This is a genomic window from Achromobacter anxifer (assembly GCF_903652925.1).
GTDB lineage: Bacteria > Pseudomonadota > Gammaproteobacteria > Burkholderiales > Burkholderiaceae_B > Achromobacter > Achromobacter anxifer.
This window is the reverse complement of record NZ_CAHLAR010000009.1, coordinates 180,047-196,571: the sequence shown is the minus strand read 5'-3', so window position 1 is coordinate 196,571 and position 16,525 is coordinate 180,047. Positions and strand designations below refer to the sequence as shown.

Here is a 16,525-nt window from a genome sequence, read left to right as displayed (position 1 = left end):
CAATGAGCATCCATCGATTCGCCAGCTGGACCGCCGCCGCGTTCATGGCCGTTTGCGGCGCTGCCGGCGCGCAGGAAATCACCATGGCCACCTGGGGCGGGGGCGTCGGCGCGGCATGGCGCGAGGCCTACGCCGAGCCCTTCACCAAGGAAACCGGGATCGGCGTGAAGATCGTCGAAGTGCCCACGCCCGAGGCCCAGGTGCGGGCGCAGAAGGACGCGCCCAAATTCAACGCGGCATTGTCGTCATTCTTCGAGGCCTCGCAGATGTACAGCGACGGCCTGCTCGAAGACTTCGACATGAGCGAGGTGCCGGCGCTGAAGAACGTGCCCGAGAAGTACCTGCTCAAGACGCCCGGCGGACGCCTGATCGGCGTCAGCACCTATTTCGCCTACTACGGCATCGCGGTCAACAAGGACCTGGCCAAGCCCTCCGATTTCTCGTCATGGAAAGCGCTGGGCGATCCCAAATGGGCGGGCAAGCTGTCCGTCACCCGGCCGGTGTACAGCTCGGCCTACGACCTGACCATCATGTCCGTGGCCGAAGGCGGCAACGAGCGCGACACCGCCAAGGGTCTTGCCCTGCTGACCGCGCTGGGCAAGAACTCGCTGGCGATGTACAGCTCGATGGCGCAGATGAACCAGCTGCTGCAGCGCGGCGAGGTCACGGCGGCCCCGTACTACTCGACCCGCGTCTGGCAGATGAAGCGCGACGGGCAGACCAATATCGAGATGGTCATCCCCAAGGAAGGCGCGCTGATCCTGCCCTACATCGTGGTCGTGCCCAAGAAGGCGCAGGGCCGCGCCAGCTACCTGAAGTGGCTGAACTACGTGGCGCAGCCGGAAGGGCAGTCGCGCATCGCCGACATCGCCGGCTACCTGCCGCTGAACAGCACGGCCAAGCTGTCTCCCGCGACGGAAAAGGAACTGGGCCAGCCCTTGAACGCGCTGCGCGACCAGCTCTACCAGCCGGACTGGAACTACATCGCCGAATCCCGCAAGTCGCGCATCGAGCTGGTCGAGCGCGCCATGGCGGGCGCCGGCCGGTAAGCCCGGAGCAGCCTCGATGAAATCGACCCGGCCGCCGCTGATCCTGCTGCTTCCTCCGGCGATCCTGATCCTCATGTTCGTCACGGGGATAGCCTATCTCGTCGTCGAATCGCTGCGCGCCGGAGACGGTTTCGGCCTGGGCAACTTCGCCAGTTTCTTCGCGCGGGCCGACTACGTCGCGGTGCTGTGGCGCACGATAGGGATCGCACTGGTCGTCACGCTGTGCTCCGTGCTGGTCGGCTATCCCATCGCCTACGCGATCGCGCGCTACCGCGGCAACCGGAATTTCCTGATGATGCTGGTCATCACGCCGTGGCTGGTCAGCGTGGTGGTGCGCACCTACGGCTGGGTGGTGATCCTGGGCCCCAAGGGCACCTTGAATTCGCTGCTGTTGTCGCTGGGCCTGATCGATACGCCCATGCGGCTGATCTTCAACATGACTGGCGTCGTGATCGGCCTGGTGCATGTCTTCAGCCCGTTCTTCATCGTTTCGGTGCTGGCGGTGCTGCTGCACCTGGACCGCGCGCTGGACGAGGCGTCGCAAACCTTGTCGGCGGGGCCGGTGAAGACCTTTCTGCACGTCACCTTGCCGCTGAGCCTGCCGGGCGTCATTACCGGCGCCATGCTGGTCTACCTGCTGTCCACCGGCGCCATCGTTACGCCGCTGCTGCTGGGCGGCGTGCGCGACGGCATGCTGGCCACGCAGATCTACCAGGACGTGCTGCAGGTCTTCGACTACCCCAAGGCCGCCAGCATGGCGATCATTCTGCTGTTCGCGGCGTTCTCGCTGGTCATCCCGCTGCAATGGCTTGAACGCCGCGTCGCCGCGCGCGTGTCCGGAATGGGAGCTTGATATGCGCTGGCTCTACCGCTTGCTGCTGGTGCTGCTGTTCGGCTTCCTGCCTTTGCCCATCCTGGTGGTGGCGGTGTCGTCGTTCACCTCCACCGGCTATTTCACCTTGCCCCTGGCCTCGCTGTCGTGGCGCTGGTACCTGGAATTCTTTACCGACGCGCAGTGGCTGGGCCTGCTGGCCGTCAGCGCCGGCATCGCCCTGCTGGTGGCGTTCATCAGCACCTCGGCGGCCTTGTTGGCCGCGCTGGTGCTGGACCGCAGCCGCATCAGGGGCAGCGGCCTGATCGAGTCCCTGATCATGCTGCCGCTGGTGTTTCCCAACGCGGCGCTGGGCGTGGCCTTCCTGGGCCTGCTCGGCCTGCTGGGCGTCAGCGGCTCGTACCTGGGCATCGTGCTGGCGCATTGCATCATCACGCTGCCGTTCGCGTACCGCCCCATCCTGAACTCCCTGCGCAAGCTGGATCCCGCGCTGGGCGAGGCCAGCATGAGCCTGGGCGCGCGGCCCGCGCAGGTGCTGCGCACCGTGACGCTGCCCATGCTCAAGCCCGGCCTGATCACGGCCTTCCTGTTCTGCTTCATCGTGTCGTTCGACGAGGCCACGATCACCGTTTTCCTGGTCGCGCCCGACGTCAATACCTTGCCCGTGCGCATCCTCACGCAGATACAGGAAAGCGCCAGCCCGGTGATCGCCGCCATCGCCACGTCCCTGATCGTCTTCACGCTTGCGCTGGTGCTGCTGCTGGAGCGCACGGTCGGCCTGGAGCTGTTCGCCGCGCCGGAGCGCGACCACTGAACCCCTTTTCATGTCCGGAGCCCGATATGTATGAGATCCAGCCCGAAGATGCAGAATTGCTCAAGCACTTCAGGACGACCACCACCAAGAATCGGCCGTTGAAGCTGAACCGCCTGCTCAACCGCTTGCGGATGGAGCCCATGGCCGGCAAGCAGGTCATCGTCTGCACCAAGCCTTATTCCGAGTACGCCATCGGCAGGCTGGGCGAGGAGCGGGGCGCTCCGGTCGAACTGGCGCCGCCGCGCTACGCCAAGCTGGCCGACGCGCAGTGGGCCTTGCTGAAGATCCGCTGGGCCATCCATTCCCCCTATCCCTGGCCGTCCGACCTGGACTGAATGCCGGCCGCCACGCCGCGTGGCCTGAACCCAATCGACGGAGCCTGTATGTACGAGATCCTGGGGTACCCCAGCACCTGGACGATCGCGCCAGGAGAGACCATGGAATTCAAAGTCAGCTGTGCGCAGGCGCTGCGCTACGACGCCGATCTGGTGCGCATCCGCAGCGGCGACGTGTCGCCGGGCGCGCCGGGGCTGAAGGAAACCGTGGTGTTGCCTGGCATCGCCACCGGCATCGCCGGGCGTCCGCAAGGCACGGAGACCGGCTCTCGCGCGGTGGCGCCGGCGTTCAGCGAGCCAGCCTCGGGCTGCAAGAGCTGGATCCTGGCGGTGATGCCGACCTTGCCCTGCAATGGCGGCGATCAGGCGATCCTGTCGCGCTGGGACGAGGCCGCGCGCGTCGGCTACGTGCTGGGCCTGGACCGCGACGGCTGTCTGTTCTGGGAGCAGGGCAGCGGGGGCCAGAGCGAACGTCTCACGCTCGCGCTGTCCATGACCGTGAGGCAGTGGTACCTGGTGGCGGTGAGCCTGGATCTGGACGCGGGGACGGTCGCGCTGCGGCAGATTCCCGCCAACCCCTTGCTGGCCGTGGATTCTCATGCGCAGGCCAGCGGCCGGCTGGCGGCGGTGGATCCGGCCGCGCTGGCGGGTCTGCCGCTGACGATGGGCGCGGCCGCCACCGGCAAGCCGTTTCCGCGCTATGCCCGCCACTACAACGGCCGGCTCGATTCACCCACGCTGCTGCCGTATGCCGCGGACGATGCCGACCTGGCGCAGCTGCGCGTCGAGGCCCCGGCGCGCCGCCATGCCGCGCCGCCCCTGGTTTCCTGGGATTTTTCGCAGCGCATCGACAGTGATGTGATCGTCGACGCGGCCAGGCCCTGGTCCGAGGGGCGCATCGAGAACCTGCCCGCGCGCGGCGTGCCCGGCCTGCGCTGGGATTCCAGCGTCATGTTCTGGCGCGAGCGTCCAGACCATTTCGCCGCGCTGCACTTCCACGACGACACGCTGGAAGACGCGGGCTGGGAAACCGATTTCAGCCTGACCGTGCCTGACGATCTGCCCAGCGGCCTGTACGCGGCGCGCCTCACCGGCGCGGCGGGAGAGCAGGAGCGCATCACCTTCATCGTGCGGCCGAAGGCGGGCGGTCCGCGCAAGCGGATCGCGTTCCTGGCGTCAACGGCCACCTACATGGCGTACTCGAACTCGCACTATCGTCTGGACGAAGAAGGCATGGAAATGAAGTCGGGCAACTTCATGGTCCTGTATCCCTGGGAGACCTACCTGGGCGAACACCGCGAGCTCGGCCTGTCCATGTACGACACGCATTCGGACGGCTACGGCGTCTATTACGCCTCGCGCCTGCGTCCGGTCTTCAGCATGCACCTGCAATGCCGCACCTGGTCGCTCAATGGCGACACGCATTTCCTGGACTGGCTGGATGAAAAGGGCTTCGACTACGACGTCATCACGGACGACATGCTGCACGCCGAGGGCCTGCAGGCGCTGGAGGGCTACAAGGTCGTCATGACCGGCGCGCATCCCGAGTACTGGACCACGCGCATGTGGCAGGCGATGGTGGCGTATCAGGGTCAGGGCGGCCGCCTCATGTACATGGGCGGCAACGGCTTCTACTGGCGCTGCGCCTACCATCCCGAGAAGCCCTGGCTGATGGAATTGCGCCGGACCGAGACCGGCGCCCGCTACAGCGAGACGCCGGCGGGCGAGAGCTACCACAGCTATACCGGCGAATACGGCGGCACCTGGCGCCGCATCGGCATCGCGCCGCAGACGCTGACCGGCATCGGCACGACCGCGACCGGGTTCGACGCCTCTTCCTATTACCGCCGGCGGCCCGAAAGCCATGATTCGCGCGTCGCCTTCATGTTCGACGGCGTGGAGGACGAGATCATCGGCGATTTCGGCAGCAGCGGGGGCGGCGCCGCGGGCGACGAGATCGACCGCGTCGACTACCGCCTGGGTACGCCGCCGCACACCTTGATCGTGGCCCGCTCGGAAAAGCACACGCGCTACTACAACGTGGTGCCCGAAGAGACGACCTATCACCATCCCACCATCAACGGCGAGGAAGCCAAGCACTGCTACGCGGACCTGGTGTTCTACGAATGCCTGAACGGCGGCGCCGTGTTCTCCACGGGCTCGATCACCTGGGGCGCGTCACTGGCCTGGAACGGCTACGACAACAACGTGTCGCGCATCACCGCGAACGTGCTGGCACGGTTCGCCGACGCCACGCCCTTCGTGTTCCCCCAGGCCAGCGGACGCTGATACACACCATGCGCGCACCAGACTCGGCCGATGCCCGGCAATCCTTGTGGCAGCAGACCGCGGGGCCAGCGCCCGCGACGCCGGCCCTGGCCGGTTCCGTCCAATGCGACGTCGTTATCGTCGGCGCGGGCATCACCGGCCTGTCCACGGCCCTGCATCTGAGCGAGTCGGGGCTGCGCGTCTGCGTGCTCGATGCCCAGGATCCGGGCTGGGGCGCCTCAGGCCGCAACGGCGGGCAGGTCATTCCGGGCATCAAGCACGACCCGCGGGCAATCCTGGCCCGCTATGGCAAGGAACTGGGGGAGCCGCTGTTGCGCATGGTGGGGTCGGCCGCCGACGCGGTGTTCGACCTCATCGACAAGCACGCCATCGCCTGCCATGCCACGCGCGCCGGCTGGATACAGCCGGCCCACTCGGCCCGGGCCCTGGAGACGGTGTCGGATCGGGCGCGGCAGTGGCTGGAGCGCGGCGCGCCGGTGGAAATCCTGGACCGGGAGACGGTCAGCGCGCGCCTGGGCACGGACCGTTTCCTGGGCGGCTGGATAGACCGGCGCGCCGGCAGCATCCAGCCGTTGCTTTATACGCGCGGCCTGCTGTCGGCGGCGCAAGCCGCCGGGGCTGCCGTGCACGGCCATACCCGCGTCAAGGCGCTGGAGCGCTCAGGCCAGCAATGGCTGGCCCGCACGGAGCAGGGCGCCACGGTTCGGGCCGACCATGCGCTGATCGCCACCAATGGCTACACCAACGGCTTGTGGCCGGGCCTGCAGCGCAGCGTCATCGCCGCCAACAGCTTCATCGTCGCCACGGGACCGCTGGACGCGCAGGCTTGCGGCCACATCATGCCCGGCGGCGTCGTGGCCTCGGACTCCCGCCGCCTGCTGCTGTACTTCCGCCGCGACCACGAGGGCCGTTTCGTGCTGGGCGGCCGGGGCCACTTCGCCGACCCCGTCGCGCAGCAGGACTGGGACCACCTGGTGCGCGGGGCGCGCATGCTGTTTCCTGAGCTGGCCCGGATTCCCTTCACCTACCGCTGGGCCGGCCGCATTGCCCTCACGCGCGACTTCGTGCCGCACGTGCATCAGCCTTCGCCCAATCTGCACATCCTGCTGGGCTACAACGGCCGCGGCGTCGCCCTGGCGACTCAGATGGGCCGCTACCTCGCCCGCACCATCGCCGCCGGCGAACCCATGCCTTACCCCGTCACCCCCATCACGCCGCTGCCATTCCACGGCCTCAAGCGTTTCTACATCGCCGTAGGCGTCGCCTACTACGGCCTGTGCGACAAGCTCTCGTAGACGCGCCAGCCCCAACCCCGGAGCACCCATGTCCATCCAACACATCCCCCAGACCCGCGACACCGCCCAGCTCGACGAGATCGGCCCCGTCGGCATCCCGCTCAGCAACCCCGCCTGCACGCTGCGCGCCAGCAAGCTGGTGATTCCCGGCGCCGAAGCCACCAGCGCCGGCATCTGGGAATGCACCCCCGGCCAGTTCCGCCGCCAGGTCCAGGAAGGCGAAATCATGCACATCCTCGCCGGCTCCGGCACCTTCACCCCCGACGGCCAGCCCCCCCTGCAATTCCGCGCCGGCGACACCCTGGCCATGCCCCCCAACACCCAAGGCGTCTGGCACATCCACACCGCCGTCCGCAAGCTCTACGTGCTGGCTCCCGCCACGCCCAACTAGGAAGGCATCACTCGGCAAGAGCTAAAGCAGGCACTCTTCCTATTCGAGATCACACCCAATAAGCAAAGCGCAGCTCCTCCGTCAGGCAAAGCGATTGCGCAACGAGCAAACATAGCCGGACAACGCGAAAAGGCGCACCCAGGGGAGATAGAAAGGCAAGGGAAAAAGGCGCAGCCCGGCGCAGATAGCCAGGCAAAGCGAAGCGAGCCAAAGGGACAAGCGAAGCGACGTCCCAACCCCCTCCCCCTCGGGGGGAGGGCTGGGGAGGGGGCGCACATACAGCCCCTCGGGGCCCGCCAGCCGAGATTCGAGCAAGCAAGCGAAGCGCAGCTCTGCTAGAATCTCGGCTGGCGGGCCCCTCCGCATGGTTCGGCGGTGAACCTGGTCAGGTCGGGAACGAAGCAGCCATAGTCGTTTAGGGTCAGTGCCGGAGTAAGGCTCGCCAACCGGATTCTTCAAAGCAACGCGTCATGCCCTGTGCATGGCGCGTTGCTTTCAAGGGGGACGGGGTTATTTTCCAAGGATACGTTCCACGGGAATAAGCCCGTCCCCTTTGCGTTTCAGGCCGCGCGGAGCATGGATGCGCATGCTGCTGCGCCGAACCCCGGAAGCTGGACCCGCCATTTCGGGCCAGCTTGCGAAACAGGCTCTACAATCCACCCATGACTTATCTGGTACTGGCCCGCAAGTGGCGGCCGAGATCGTTCGATACCCTCGTGGGACAGGATCACGTGGTGCGCGCGCTGACGCATGCGCTCGACACCCAACGCCTGCATCACGCATGGCTGTTCACCGGCACCCGGGGCGTGGGCAAGACCACGCTTTCGCGCATCCTGGCGAAGTCCCTCAACTGCGAAACAGGCATCACTTCCAAGCCTTGCGGCGTGTGCCGCGCGTGCACGGAAATTGATTCCGGGCGCTTCGTCGACTACCTTGAGCTGGACGCGGCCTCGAACCGCGGCGTCGAGGAAATGACGCAGCTGCTGGAGCAGGCGGTGTACGCGCCGGGCGCGGGACGCTTCAAGGTCTACATGATCGACGAAGTCCACATGCTGACCGGGCATGCGTTCAACGCCATGCTCAAGACGCTGGAAGAGCCGCCGCCTCACGTCAAATTCATTCTTGCCACGACCGACCCGCAGAAGATTCCGGTCACGGTGCTGTCGCGCTGCCTGCAGTTCAACCTGAAGCAGATGCCGGCCGACTCCATCGTCGGCCATCTGCAGGCCGTGCTCGGCCAGGAAGACGTGGGCTTCGAGGTACCGGCCCTGCGCCTGATCGGGCAGGCTGCCGCGGGCTCCATGCGCGACGCGTTGTCCCTGACCGACCAGGCCATCGCCTACAGCGCCGGCAACCTGACCGAGGATGCCGTGCGCGGCATGCTGGGCACCATCGACCAGCGGCACCTGGTGCGTCTGCTGGACGCGCTGTCCGCGGGCGACGCCAAGGGCGTGCTGGCGGTGGCGGACGAATTGGCGATCCGCGGGCTGTCCTATGCTGGCGCGCTGGCCGACTTGGCGGTGCTGCTGTCGCGCGTGGCCATCGAGCAGCGCGTGCGCGGCGTGACGCCGGCGGAGGATCCGCTGGCCGCCGACATCGCGCGGCTGGCGCAGACGCTGCATCCGGACGCCGTCCAGCTTTTCTATTCCGTGGCGGTGCACAGCCGCAGCGAACTGACGCTGGCTCCCGACGAATACGCGGGCTTCATCATGGCCTGCCTGCGCATGCTGGCGCTCAACGGCGAAGCCGGCCCGCAGACGGCGCTCGAAGCGCCTGCCGCGCCGGCCCGCCAGACGGCAGATGCGGCGGCGGCGCCGGTTGCCGCGCCTGCGGCGGCGCCAGCCCAGGCAGCGCCGGCTCCGGTTGCTGCGCCTGCGGCGGCGTCAGCCCCGGCTGTGCCGGCGCAAGTCGCCCCAGCCGCCGCGGCCGCCACTACGCCACCAGTCGAGCAGGCTCAGGCCCAGATGGCTCAGGCTGAGGCCGCTCCGGCCGCCGCGCCCGCAGTCATGACGCCGGCCGCGTCTCCTGCCGCGCCCGCGCCGGCGCAAGCCGCCGCTCCCGCGGCCGCTGCGCCGGCCCCTGAACCGATCGCCCCTGCTGCGGAACCCGAACCGGCGGCCGCGCCGCAAGCCGCGCAGGCAGGCGGCGTGCCGCCTTGGGAAGAGCTGCCCGCAGAGATGCCGGCCGTGTCCGAGCCCGATACCGTCAAGGCTGCGGGTTCGGCCGCGTTGGCGGTCACGCCGGCTACCGCCGCCGCCATTGCGCCCGCGCCCGCGCCCATGCCCCAGGCCGATGCCGACGACGGTCCGCCGGCTTGGGTCGATGAAGAAATTCCCTTCGAAGCCGAAGGCGGCTTTGCGCCGGACAACGGCTTCACGTCGGATCCCGACGACGATGACTTCGAAACCCTGGCCAGCGCGCCATCGGCCGCGCCGCAGCCCGTGGCCCGGCGCGAAGCGCCGGCTCCCGCCCGCAAGCGGCAGTCGTCGCGCGCCCGCATGGCGGACATGACCTCGGCCACCTGGCCCGAACTGGCCGCGCGCCTGCCGGTCACCGGCCTGGCCGCGGAACTGGCGCGCCAAAGCGAATGGGCCGGCGTGCAGGGCGATGCCATCATCCTGCGCGTCGCCGTCAAGACGCTGGCCGAAAGCGAAAGCCGCGTCCGTCTCCAGACCGTGCTGTGCGAGCATTTCGGCCAGGGCATACGGCTGGACGTCGAAGTCGGCGTGACGGGCGAGGCGACGGCGCATGCCGTGGCCCAGGCCGAACGCGCCGCCCGCCAGCAGGCCGCCGAGGACGCGGTCGCCGTCGATCCCTTTGTGCAGGCGCTCGTCGCCGATTTCGGCGGACAGGTCGTGCCCGGCTCGATCCGCCACGTCGATTCCCCCGCCGCCGCTGCCTGAAGCGGCGGCCATCCCTCATTCCCCTCGTTCAAGGAAGCACCGATCATGATGAAAGGACAACTGGCCGGCCTGATGCGCCAGGCGCAGCAGATGCAGGAAAACATGAAGAAGGCGCAGGACGCGCTGGCCGAGATCCAGGTCGAAGGCGCCTCCGGCGGCGGCCTGGTCAAGGTCACCATGACCTGCCGCCACGACGTCAAGCGCGTCGCGATCGACCCGTCGCTGCTGGGCGACGACAAGGACATGCTGGAAGACCTGGTCGCCGCCGCGTTCAACGACGCGCTGCGCAAGGCCGAAGCCACCTCGCAGGAAAAGATGGCGTCCGTCACCGCCGGCATGCCGCTGCCCCCGGGCATGAAGCTGCCGTTCTGAACGCAGCCCCAAGGCCGCAATGGACCCGCTACTGCCTGAACCCGAGCCGCTCGTCTCGCTGATCGAGGCGCTGCGGCGCCTGCCCGGCGTGGGCGTGCGCTCCGCCAGGCGCATGGCCTATCACCTGTTGCAGCACGATCCGCAAGGCGCGGACATGCTGGGGCGGGCGCTGGCGAGCGCGGTGCATGACCTGAAGCATTGCGCGCGCTGCAACAGCTTCTCCGAAGAAGAAGTCTGCGGCACCTGCATCAATCCCAAGCGCGATCCTTCGCTGCTGTGCATCGTCGAGACGCCGGCCGACCAGAACATGATCGAGTCCAGCCACGGCTACCGCGGCCTGTACTACGTGTTGATGGGCCGAGTCGCGCCGCTTGAAGGCATAGGCCCGCGCGAACTCGACTTCGACCGGGTGATCAAGCGCGCGACCGACGGCGTGGTGCAGGAAGTCATCCTGGCCACCAACTTCACCGCCGAAGGCGAGACCACCGCCCATTTCCTGGGCGAAGCCCTGGGCGAACGCGGGTTGCGGGTCACGCGCCTGGCGCGCGGCGTGCCCGCCGGCAGCGAGCTGGAATACGTGGACGCCGGCACCATCGCCTGGGCCCTGATGGAGCGCAAGACCACCTGATTCCGCAGTAGCAGAACGCCTTGCCGGCAACGCATCGGCAACGGCAAAAACCGTGAGGAAGACAAAACATGTCAGCGCTGACCGGACTCAAGGTCCTGGAACTCGGCACGCTCATTGCCGGCCCGTTCGCCGCGCGCATCTTCGGCGAATTCGGCGCCGATGTCATCAAGGTGGAAACGCCCCACGGGCCTGACGGCACGGGCGGCGGCGATCCCATCCGCAGCTGGCGCCATCTGCACGAGGGCAATTCCCTCTGGTGGACGGTGCAGGCCCGCAACAAGCAATCCATCGCCCTCAACCTGAAAGACCCGCGCGCGCGGGAGATCGCCCGCAAGCTGGCGCTGGACGCCGACGTGGTGGTCGAGAACTACCGGCCTGGCGTGCTGGAGAAGTGGGGCCTGGGCTTTGAACAGCTGCGCGCCATCAATCCCGCGCTCATCATGGTGCGCCTGTCCGGCTATGGACAGACCGGCCCCATGAAGGACCTGCCGGGTTTCGGCGCCATCGGCGAATCCATGGGCGGGCTGCGCTACGTGTCCGGCCATCCTGACCGGCCGCCGTTGCGCGTGGGCATTTCCATCGGCGATTCGATCGCCGCGCTGCACGGAGTGATCGGCGCGATGATGGCGCTGCGCCACCGCGACGCCACCGGCGGACGCTGGAACGGCAAGCAGGGCGCGGATTGCCAGGCAGGGCAGGGGCAGATGGTGGACGTGGCGCTGTACGAGGCCGTGTTCAACATGATGGAAAGCCTGGTGCCCGAATACGACGTGGCAGGCGTGGTGCGCGAACGCACGGGTGGCGCGCTGCCCGGGATCGTGCCCTCCAATACCTACACCACCCGCGATGGCCAGAACATTGTCATCGCCGGCAACGGCGACGCGATCTTCCACCGGCTGATGCGCGCCATCGGCCGCGACGACCTGGCGACGGATCCCGGGCTGGTGCGCAACGACGGCCGCGCCAAGCGCGTGGAGGAGATCGACGGCGCCATCCAGCAGTGGTGCGGCGCGCGCGGCATCGAAGAGGCGTTGGGCGTCCTGAAGGGCGCGGACGTGCCTGTCGGCAAGATCTACAGCGTGGCTGACATGTTCAGCGATCCGCAGTTCCTGGCGCGCCGCATGATCGAGCAGCACCGCTTTCCCGACGGCACGCCGGTCAAGCTGCCCGCCGTCGTTCCCAAGCTGTCGGAGACACCCGGAGAGACGCGCTGGGTGGGTCCCGTATTAGGGGAACATACCGAGGAAGTCCTGAAATCGCTGGGGTATGATTCAGCGGCTATAGAAGAGCTGGCGAAGACCGGCGCTATCGGTCTGCCCGACAACTAGGAGACAAGCACATGTCAGTCACTCGCCGTGATCTGCTCAAGATGGCCGGCGCCGCCGGCGTCATGGGCATGGCGCCCGCCATCGTGCGCGCGCAGAAGCTGGAGAAGACCAAGGTCCAGATCGCAGTCGGCGGCAAGCCGCTGATCTACTATCTCCCCCTGTCCATCGCGGAGGCCCGCGGCTACTTCAAGGACGAAGGGCTGGACGTCAGCATCGCCGACTTCGCGGGTGGTTCCAAGGCCTTGCAGGCCGTGGTGGGCGGCAGCGCCGACATCGTCTCGGGCGCCTTCGAGCACACCTTGTCGATGCAGTCCAAGGGCCAGGCCTACCGCGCCTTCGTGCTGCAAGGCCGCGCGCCCATGATCGGCGTGGGCGTGTCCAAGAAGAACATGCCCAACTACAAGAGCGCCGCCGACCTGAAGGGCAAGAAGATCGGCGTGACCGCGCCGGGCTCGTCCACCAACATGGTCGTCAGCTTCTTTCTGGCCAAGCATGGCCTGAAGGCTTCGGACGTTTCCATCATCGGCGTGGGCGCCGGCGCCGGCGCGGTGACCGCGCTGCGCAGCGGCCAGATCGACGCCATCTCCAATACCGACCCCGTGGTGTCGATGCTGGAGATGCCCGGCGACATCCAGATCATCGTCGACACGCGCACGCTCAAGGACACCCAGGACATCTTCGGCGGCAACATGCCGGCGGGCTGCCTGTATGCGCCGCAAGCCTTCATCGACGCCAATCCCAATACCACCCAGGCGCTGGCCAACGCCCTGGTGCGCGCCGACAAGTGGATCCAGAAGGCCGGCGCCGACGAGATCGCCAAGGCCGTGCCGGAAACCTATCTGCTGGGCGATCCGGCCGTCTACAAGGCCGCCATCGCCAAGAGCCTGGAAGGCCTGTCGCCCGACGGCATGATTCCCGAGGATGGCGCCGCCACCGCGCTCAAGGCGCTGGCCGCCTACCAGGCGGATTTCGACGGTTCCAAGATCGATCCGTCCAAGGTCTGGACCAACGACTACGCGCGCCGCGCCAACGAGAAGTACCCCAATGGCTGACGCCGCGCTGTCGCTGGAAAACATCAGCTGCACCTTTGTCTCCCGCGACGACCGCTCGCAACGCTACACCGCCGTCAGCGATACCTCCCTGGCCATCGCGCCAGGGGAGTTCGTGTCGGTGGTGGGGCCTACCGGCTGCGGCAAGTCCACCCTGCTCAATGTCAGCGCCGGCCTGCTGGCGCCGTCGTCGGGCAGCGTCAAGGTGTTCGGGCAGCCGCTGTCCGGCATCAATGAGCGCGCTGGCTACATGTTCCAGGGCGAAGCCCTGCTGCCGTGGCGCAGCGCGTTGGACAACGTGGTGGCCGGCCTGGACTTCGCCGGCGTGCCGCGCCCGCAGGCGCTGGAGCGTGGCCGCGAATGGATGCGCCGCGTCGGCCTGGGCGGCTTCGAGAGCCGCTATCCGCACCAGATGTCGGGCGGCATGCGCAAGCGCGCGATGCTGGCCCAGACGCTGATCCGCGACCCGGACATCATCCTGATGGACGAGCCGTTCTCGGCGCTGGACATCCAGACGCGCCAGCTCATGGAGAACGAGGTCCTGGACCTGTGGATGGCCAAGCGCAAGGCCGTGCTCTTCATCACCCACGACCTGGACGAAGCCATCGCCATGAGCGACCGCGTGGTGGTGCTGTCGGCCGGGCCCGGCACGCACCCCATCGGCGAATTCGCCATCGACCTGCCGCGTCCGCGCGACGTGGCCGAAGTGCGCACGCATCCGCGTTTCGTGGAGCTGCATGCCGCCATCTGGGGCGTGCTGCGTGAAGAAGTCCTAAAGGGCTACGCCCAACAGAAGCGAGCCTAGGCCATGCCCAAGCTGATCAAACCCGGTTCGGCCAGCCTGCGCTTCTGGCAGTTGCTGTTGCTGGTCATCATTCTTCTCGTTTGGCATTTCGCATCGCGCGATCCCAAGGTGGCCTTCTTCTTCGGCGAGCCGCTGAAGGTCTGGGGCCGCATCTGGGCCTGGTTCGTCACCAACGCGGACATCTACACCCATCTGGGCGTGACGCTGACCGAGACTGTGCTGGCCTTTTTCATCGGCACCATCGCGGGGCTGGCCTTCGGTCTCTGGCTGGGCCTGTCGCCGGGCGCCAGCGCGATCCTCGATCCCTACATCAAGGCCGCCAACTCGATGCCGCGCGTCATCCTGGCGCCCATCTTCGGCATGTGGTTCGGCCTGGGCATCTGGTCCAAGGTGGCGCTGGCTGTGACGTTGGTGTTCTTCATCGTGTTCTTCAACGTTTACCAGGGCGTGCGCGAAGTCAGCCCCACCTTGCTGGACAACGCCAGGATGCTGGGCGCACGCCGGCGCCAGCTGCTGCGGCACGTGTACCTGCCGTCGGCCACCAGCTGGGTGTTTTCCAGCCTGCACACCTCGGTCGGCCTGGCCTTCGTGGGCGCGGTGGTGGGCGAGTACCTGGGCTCGGCCAGCGGTGTGGGCTACCTGATCCTGCAGGCCGAGGGCACTTTCGACGTCAATACCGTGTTCGCGGGCATTATTGTGCTGACGGCGTTCGCGCTGGTGCTGGACGCCGTTGTCGGCATGGGCGAAAAGCGCCTGATGAAATGGCAGCCGCGGTCCGGCGAAACCGAAAAGATTTGAACGGAGTTTCCATGGCCCGTCTACCTTATGCCGACCTGACCCATCCCGAAGCGAAGCCGCTGGTCGACCGCATCGTCGCCGAGCGCGGCAGCGTCCTGCACCTGTACCAGATGCTGCTGCACAGCCCCGCCGTGGCGGGCGGCTGGCTCAACTACCTGACGTCGATCCGCCAGCTCAGCACCTTGCCTGGCGATTTGCGGGAACTGGTGATCATGCGCGTGGCGGCCATCAATGGCGCGCCCTACGAAGCCGACCAGCATGCGCCGATTGCCTTGAAGGAAGGCGTGTCGCAGGCGCAGCTGGACGCGCTGAACGATTGGGAAGCCTCCAGCCTGTTCGACGAACGCGAAAGGGCGGTGCTGGCCTATACCGACGCCATGACGCGCCAGGTGCAGGTGCCGGATCCCGTGTTCCAGGCCGCGAAGGCGGCCATGGGTTCGGAAAAGCTCATCGTGGAGCTGACCGCGACGGTGGCGGCCTACAACATGGTGTCGCGCTTCCTGGAAGCGCTGCAGGTGCACTCGCACGATCATCGCTGAGGCAGGCGCGCGGCCGCGGGCCGCGCATTTCCTTGCCTGCGCGGGCGCCGCGGCGCCCGCCCCGGTCAGGCCCGTTGCGCCTCGATCAGCGCGTCCAGCTTGACCGCGTCCGCCACGAACAGGCGGATGCCTTCCGACAGTTTCTCGCTGGCCATCGCATCCTCGTTGAGCAGGGTGCGGAACGTGATCTCGTCGGCGCCGATGCGGGCGATGTTGGCCGGCACGTCGTCGGCGCGCAATTGCGCCGGGGCGTCGCCCTCGGTGCCTGCCAGCTTGGTCAGCAGCTCGGGGCTGATGGTCAGCAGGTCGCAGCCCGACAGCGCCAGGATCTGGCCCACGTTGCGGAAGCTCGCGCCCATGATCTCGGTGGGAATGCCGAAATGCTTGTAGTACTGGTAGATCCGGCTGACGGACAACACGCCAGGGTCGCGGGCGCCGGCATTGTCGGCTTCGACCCAATTGGCGCCCGCGGACTTCTTGTGCCAGTCGTAGATGCGGCCGACGAAGGGCGAGATCAGCTGCACGTGCGCATCGGCGCAGGCCACGGCCTGCGGCAGCGAGAACAGCAGGGTCAGGTTGCAGCGCACGCCTTCCGATTGCAGGGCTCGGGCCGCCTGGATGCCTTCCCAGGTCGAGGCGATCTTGATCAGCACGCGCTCGCGCGGCACGCCGGCGGCTTCGTACAGGGCGATCAGGCTGCGGGCGCGTTCGATGGTGGCGCGCGTGTCGAAGGACAGGCGGGCGTCGACTTCGGTCGACACGCGGCCCGGGACGATGTCCAGGATGGCGCGGCCGAAAGCGACCAGCAGGCGGTCCATGAGTTCGGCGGTGGGGGCGCCGCGGTGTTCGCGCGCGGTCTTTTCCAGCAGGGGGCGGTAGGCGTCCTGCTGGACGGCCTTGAGAATCAGGGACGGGTTGGTGGTGGCGTCGGTCGGACGCAACGCCTTCATCGCTTCGAAATCCCCCGTGTCGGCGACGACGGTGGTGTGGTTGCGCAGGGCGTCAAGTTGGCTGGACATGGACGGTACGGCTCGCTGCAGGCTAGGGTTGAAGGTGTCCTAGCGTATCACTGAGGCCGCAGGCGCGCTGCCGGCCGGA

The 16,525-nt window shown here is 67.5% G+C and carries 16 protein-coding genes and 1 other RNA gene; 16 read left to right on the top strand and 1 reads right to left on the bottom strand.

Going from position 1 to position 16,525, the window contains the following annotated elements:
* The first annotated feature begins 2 nt into the window (after positions 1-2).
* The 16 genes from HWY37_RS25410 (at position 3) to HWY37_RS25335 (ending at position 15,427) form a co-directional block, all read left to right on the top strand.
* Positions 3-1,049, top strand: a complete 1,047-nt coding sequence (locus tag HWY37_RS25410) for an extracellular solute-binding protein (protein ID WP_176090130.1) — start codon at positions 3-5, stop codon at positions 1,047-1,049.
* Between the two features lie 16 nt (positions 1,050-1,065).
* A complete protein-coding gene (locus tag HWY37_RS25405) occupies positions 1,066-1,902 on the top strand; it encodes an ABC transporter permease (protein ID WP_175206558.1) in 837 nt (278 codons plus the stop codon).
* A 1-nt stretch (position 1,903) separates the two neighbouring features.
* Positions 1,904-2,695 (top strand): ABC transporter permease, encoded by a 792-nt coding sequence (locus HWY37_RS25400; protein ID WP_175206557.1) that lies wholly within the window; start codon positions 1,904-1,906, stop codon positions 2,693-2,695.
* Between the two features lie 26 nt (positions 2,696-2,721).
* Positions 2,722-3,030 carry a N,N-dimethylformamidase alpha subunit family protein gene (locus HWY37_RS25395; protein ID WP_176090129.1) on the top strand — a complete coding sequence of 103 codons (309 nt, stop codon included), beginning with the start codon at positions 2,722-2,724 and terminating at the stop codon, positions 3,028-3,030.
* 48 nt (positions 3,031-3,078) lie between these two features.
* Positions 3,079-5,319 (top strand): N,N-dimethylformamidase beta subunit family domain-containing protein, encoded by a 2,241-nt coding sequence (locus HWY37_RS25390; RefSeq protein ID WP_176090128.1) that lies wholly within the window; start codon positions 3,079-3,081, stop codon positions 5,317-5,319.
* Between the two features lie 8 nt (positions 5,320-5,327).
* Entirely contained in the window at positions 5,328-6,614 is a 1,287-nt protein-coding gene (locus tag HWY37_RS25385; protein WP_176090127.1) for an NAD(P)/FAD-dependent oxidoreductase, read from the top strand.
* A gap of 28 nt (positions 6,615-6,642) precedes the next feature.
* Positions 6,643-7,005 (top strand): cupin domain-containing protein, encoded by a 363-nt coding sequence (locus HWY37_RS25380; protein ID WP_176090126.1) that lies wholly within the window; start codon positions 6,643-6,645, stop codon positions 7,003-7,005.
* Between the two features lie 349 nt (positions 7,006-7,354).
* Positions 7,355-7,452: signal recognition particle sRNA small type (gene ffs / locus HWY37_RS25375), an RNA gene on the top strand.
* 215 nt (positions 7,453-7,667) lie between these two features.
* Positions 7,668-9,908 (top strand): DNA polymerase III subunit gamma/tau, encoded by a 2,241-nt coding sequence (locus HWY37_RS25370; protein WP_176090125.1) that lies wholly within the window; start codon positions 7,668-7,670, stop codon positions 9,906-9,908.
* Positions 9,909-9,953: 45 nt separating this feature from the next.
* Positions 9,954-10,280: a YbaB/EbfC family nucleoid-associated protein gene (locus tag HWY37_RS25365; protein ID WP_042794716.1), complete on the top strand. Its 327-nt coding sequence runs from the start codon at positions 9,954-9,956 to the stop codon at positions 10,278-10,280.
* A gap of 19 nt (positions 10,281-10,299) precedes the next feature.
* A complete protein-coding gene (recR, locus tag HWY37_RS25360; RefSeq protein ID WP_175206156.1) occupies positions 10,300-10,908 on the top strand; it encodes a recombination mediator RecR in 609 nt (202 codons plus the stop codon).
* 68 nt (positions 10,909-10,976) lie between these two features.
* Positions 10,977-12,236 (top strand): CaiB/BaiF CoA transferase family protein, encoded by a 1,260-nt coding sequence (locus tag HWY37_RS25355; protein ID WP_175206185.1) that lies wholly within the window; start codon positions 10,977-10,979, stop codon positions 12,234-12,236.
* A gap of 11 nt (positions 12,237-12,247) precedes the next feature.
* Positions 12,248-13,288 carry an ABC transporter substrate-binding protein gene (locus HWY37_RS25350; RefSeq protein ID WP_176090124.1) on the top strand — a complete coding sequence of 347 codons (1,041 nt, stop codon included), beginning with the start codon at positions 12,248-12,250 and terminating at the stop codon, positions 13,286-13,288.
* A complete protein-coding gene (locus tag HWY37_RS25345; protein ID WP_175206191.1) occupies positions 13,281-14,090 on the top strand; it encodes an ABC transporter ATP-binding protein in 810 nt (269 codons plus the stop codon). The genes HWY37_RS25350 and HWY37_RS25345 overlap by 8 nt, the downstream gene beginning before the upstream one ends.
* Positions 14,091-14,093: 3 nt before the next feature.
* Complete coding sequence (locus tag HWY37_RS25340; RefSeq protein WP_088142186.1) at positions 14,094-14,888, top strand: ABC transporter permease; 795 nt, start codon at positions 14,094-14,096, stop codon at positions 14,886-14,888.
* A gap of 11 nt (positions 14,889-14,899) precedes the next feature.
* Positions 14,900-15,427, top strand: a complete 528-nt coding sequence (locus HWY37_RS25335) for a carboxymuconolactone decarboxylase family protein (protein ID WP_176090123.1) — start codon at positions 14,900-14,902, stop codon at positions 15,425-15,427.
* Positions 15,428-15,492: 65 nt separating this feature from the next.
* Here the strand turns inward: HWY37_RS25335 and tal are convergent, their stop codons facing one another.
* Positions 15,493-16,446, bottom strand: coding sequence for a transaldolase (tal, locus tag HWY37_RS25330; RefSeq protein WP_176090122.1), 954 nt, complete (start codon positions 16,444-16,446; stop codon positions 15,493-15,495).
* Positions 16,447-16,525 lie beyond the last annotated feature (79 nt).

What these genes read in the sequence shown, in the direction of transcription:
- HWY37_RS25410 (WP_176090130.1), top strand. Translation starts at nt 3, where the DNA reads ATGAGCATCCATCGATTCGCCAGCTGGACCGCCGCCGCGTTCATGGCC.
- HWY37_RS25405 (WP_175206558.1), top strand. Translation starts at nt 1,066, where the DNA reads ATGAAATCGACCCGGCCGCCGCTGATCCTGCTGCTTCCTCCGGCGATC.
- HWY37_RS25400 (WP_175206557.1), top strand. Translation starts at nt 1,904, where the DNA reads ATGCGCTGGCTCTACCGCTTGCTGCTGGTGCTGCTGTTCGGCTTCCTG.
- HWY37_RS25395 (WP_176090129.1), top strand. Translation starts at nt 2,722, where the DNA reads ATGTATGAGATCCAGCCCGAAGATGCAGAATTGCTCAAGCACTTCAGG.
- HWY37_RS25390 (WP_176090128.1), top strand. Translation starts at nt 3,079, where the DNA reads ATGTACGAGATCCTGGGGTACCCCAGCACCTGGACGATCGCGCCAGGA.
- HWY37_RS25385 (WP_176090127.1), top strand. Translation starts at nt 5,328, where the DNA reads ATGCGCGCACCAGACTCGGCCGATGCCCGGCAATCCTTGTGGCAGCAG.
- HWY37_RS25380 (WP_176090126.1), top strand. Translation starts at nt 6,643, where the DNA reads ATGTCCATCCAACACATCCCCCAGACCCGCGACACCGCCCAGCTCGAC.
- HWY37_RS25370 (WP_176090125.1), top strand. Translation starts at nt 7,668, where the DNA reads ATGACTTATCTGGTACTGGCCCGCAAGTGGCGGCCGAGATCGTTCGAT.
- HWY37_RS25365 (WP_042794716.1), top strand. Translation starts at nt 9,954, where the DNA reads ATGATGAAAGGACAACTGGCCGGCCTGATGCGCCAGGCGCAGCAGATG.
- recR (WP_175206156.1), top strand. Translation starts at nt 10,300, where the DNA reads ATGGACCCGCTACTGCCTGAACCCGAGCCGCTCGTCTCGCTGATCGAG.
- HWY37_RS25355 (WP_175206185.1), top strand. Translation starts at nt 10,977, where the DNA reads ATGTCAGCGCTGACCGGACTCAAGGTCCTGGAACTCGGCACGCTCATT.
- HWY37_RS25350 (WP_176090124.1), top strand. Translation starts at nt 12,248, where the DNA reads ATGTCAGTCACTCGCCGTGATCTGCTCAAGATGGCCGGCGCCGCCGGC.
- HWY37_RS25345 (WP_175206191.1), top strand. Translation starts at nt 13,281, where the DNA reads ATGGCTGACGCCGCGCTGTCGCTGGAAAACATCAGCTGCACCTTTGTC.
- HWY37_RS25340 (WP_088142186.1), top strand. Translation starts at nt 14,094, where the DNA reads ATGCCCAAGCTGATCAAACCCGGTTCGGCCAGCCTGCGCTTCTGGCAG.
- HWY37_RS25335 (WP_176090123.1), top strand. Translation starts at nt 14,900, where the DNA reads ATGGCCCGTCTACCTTATGCCGACCTGACCCATCCCGAAGCGAAGCCG.
- tal (WP_176090122.1), bottom strand. Translation starts at nt 16,446, where the DNA reads ATGTCCAGCCAACTTGACGCCCTGCGCAACCACACCACCGTCGTCGCC.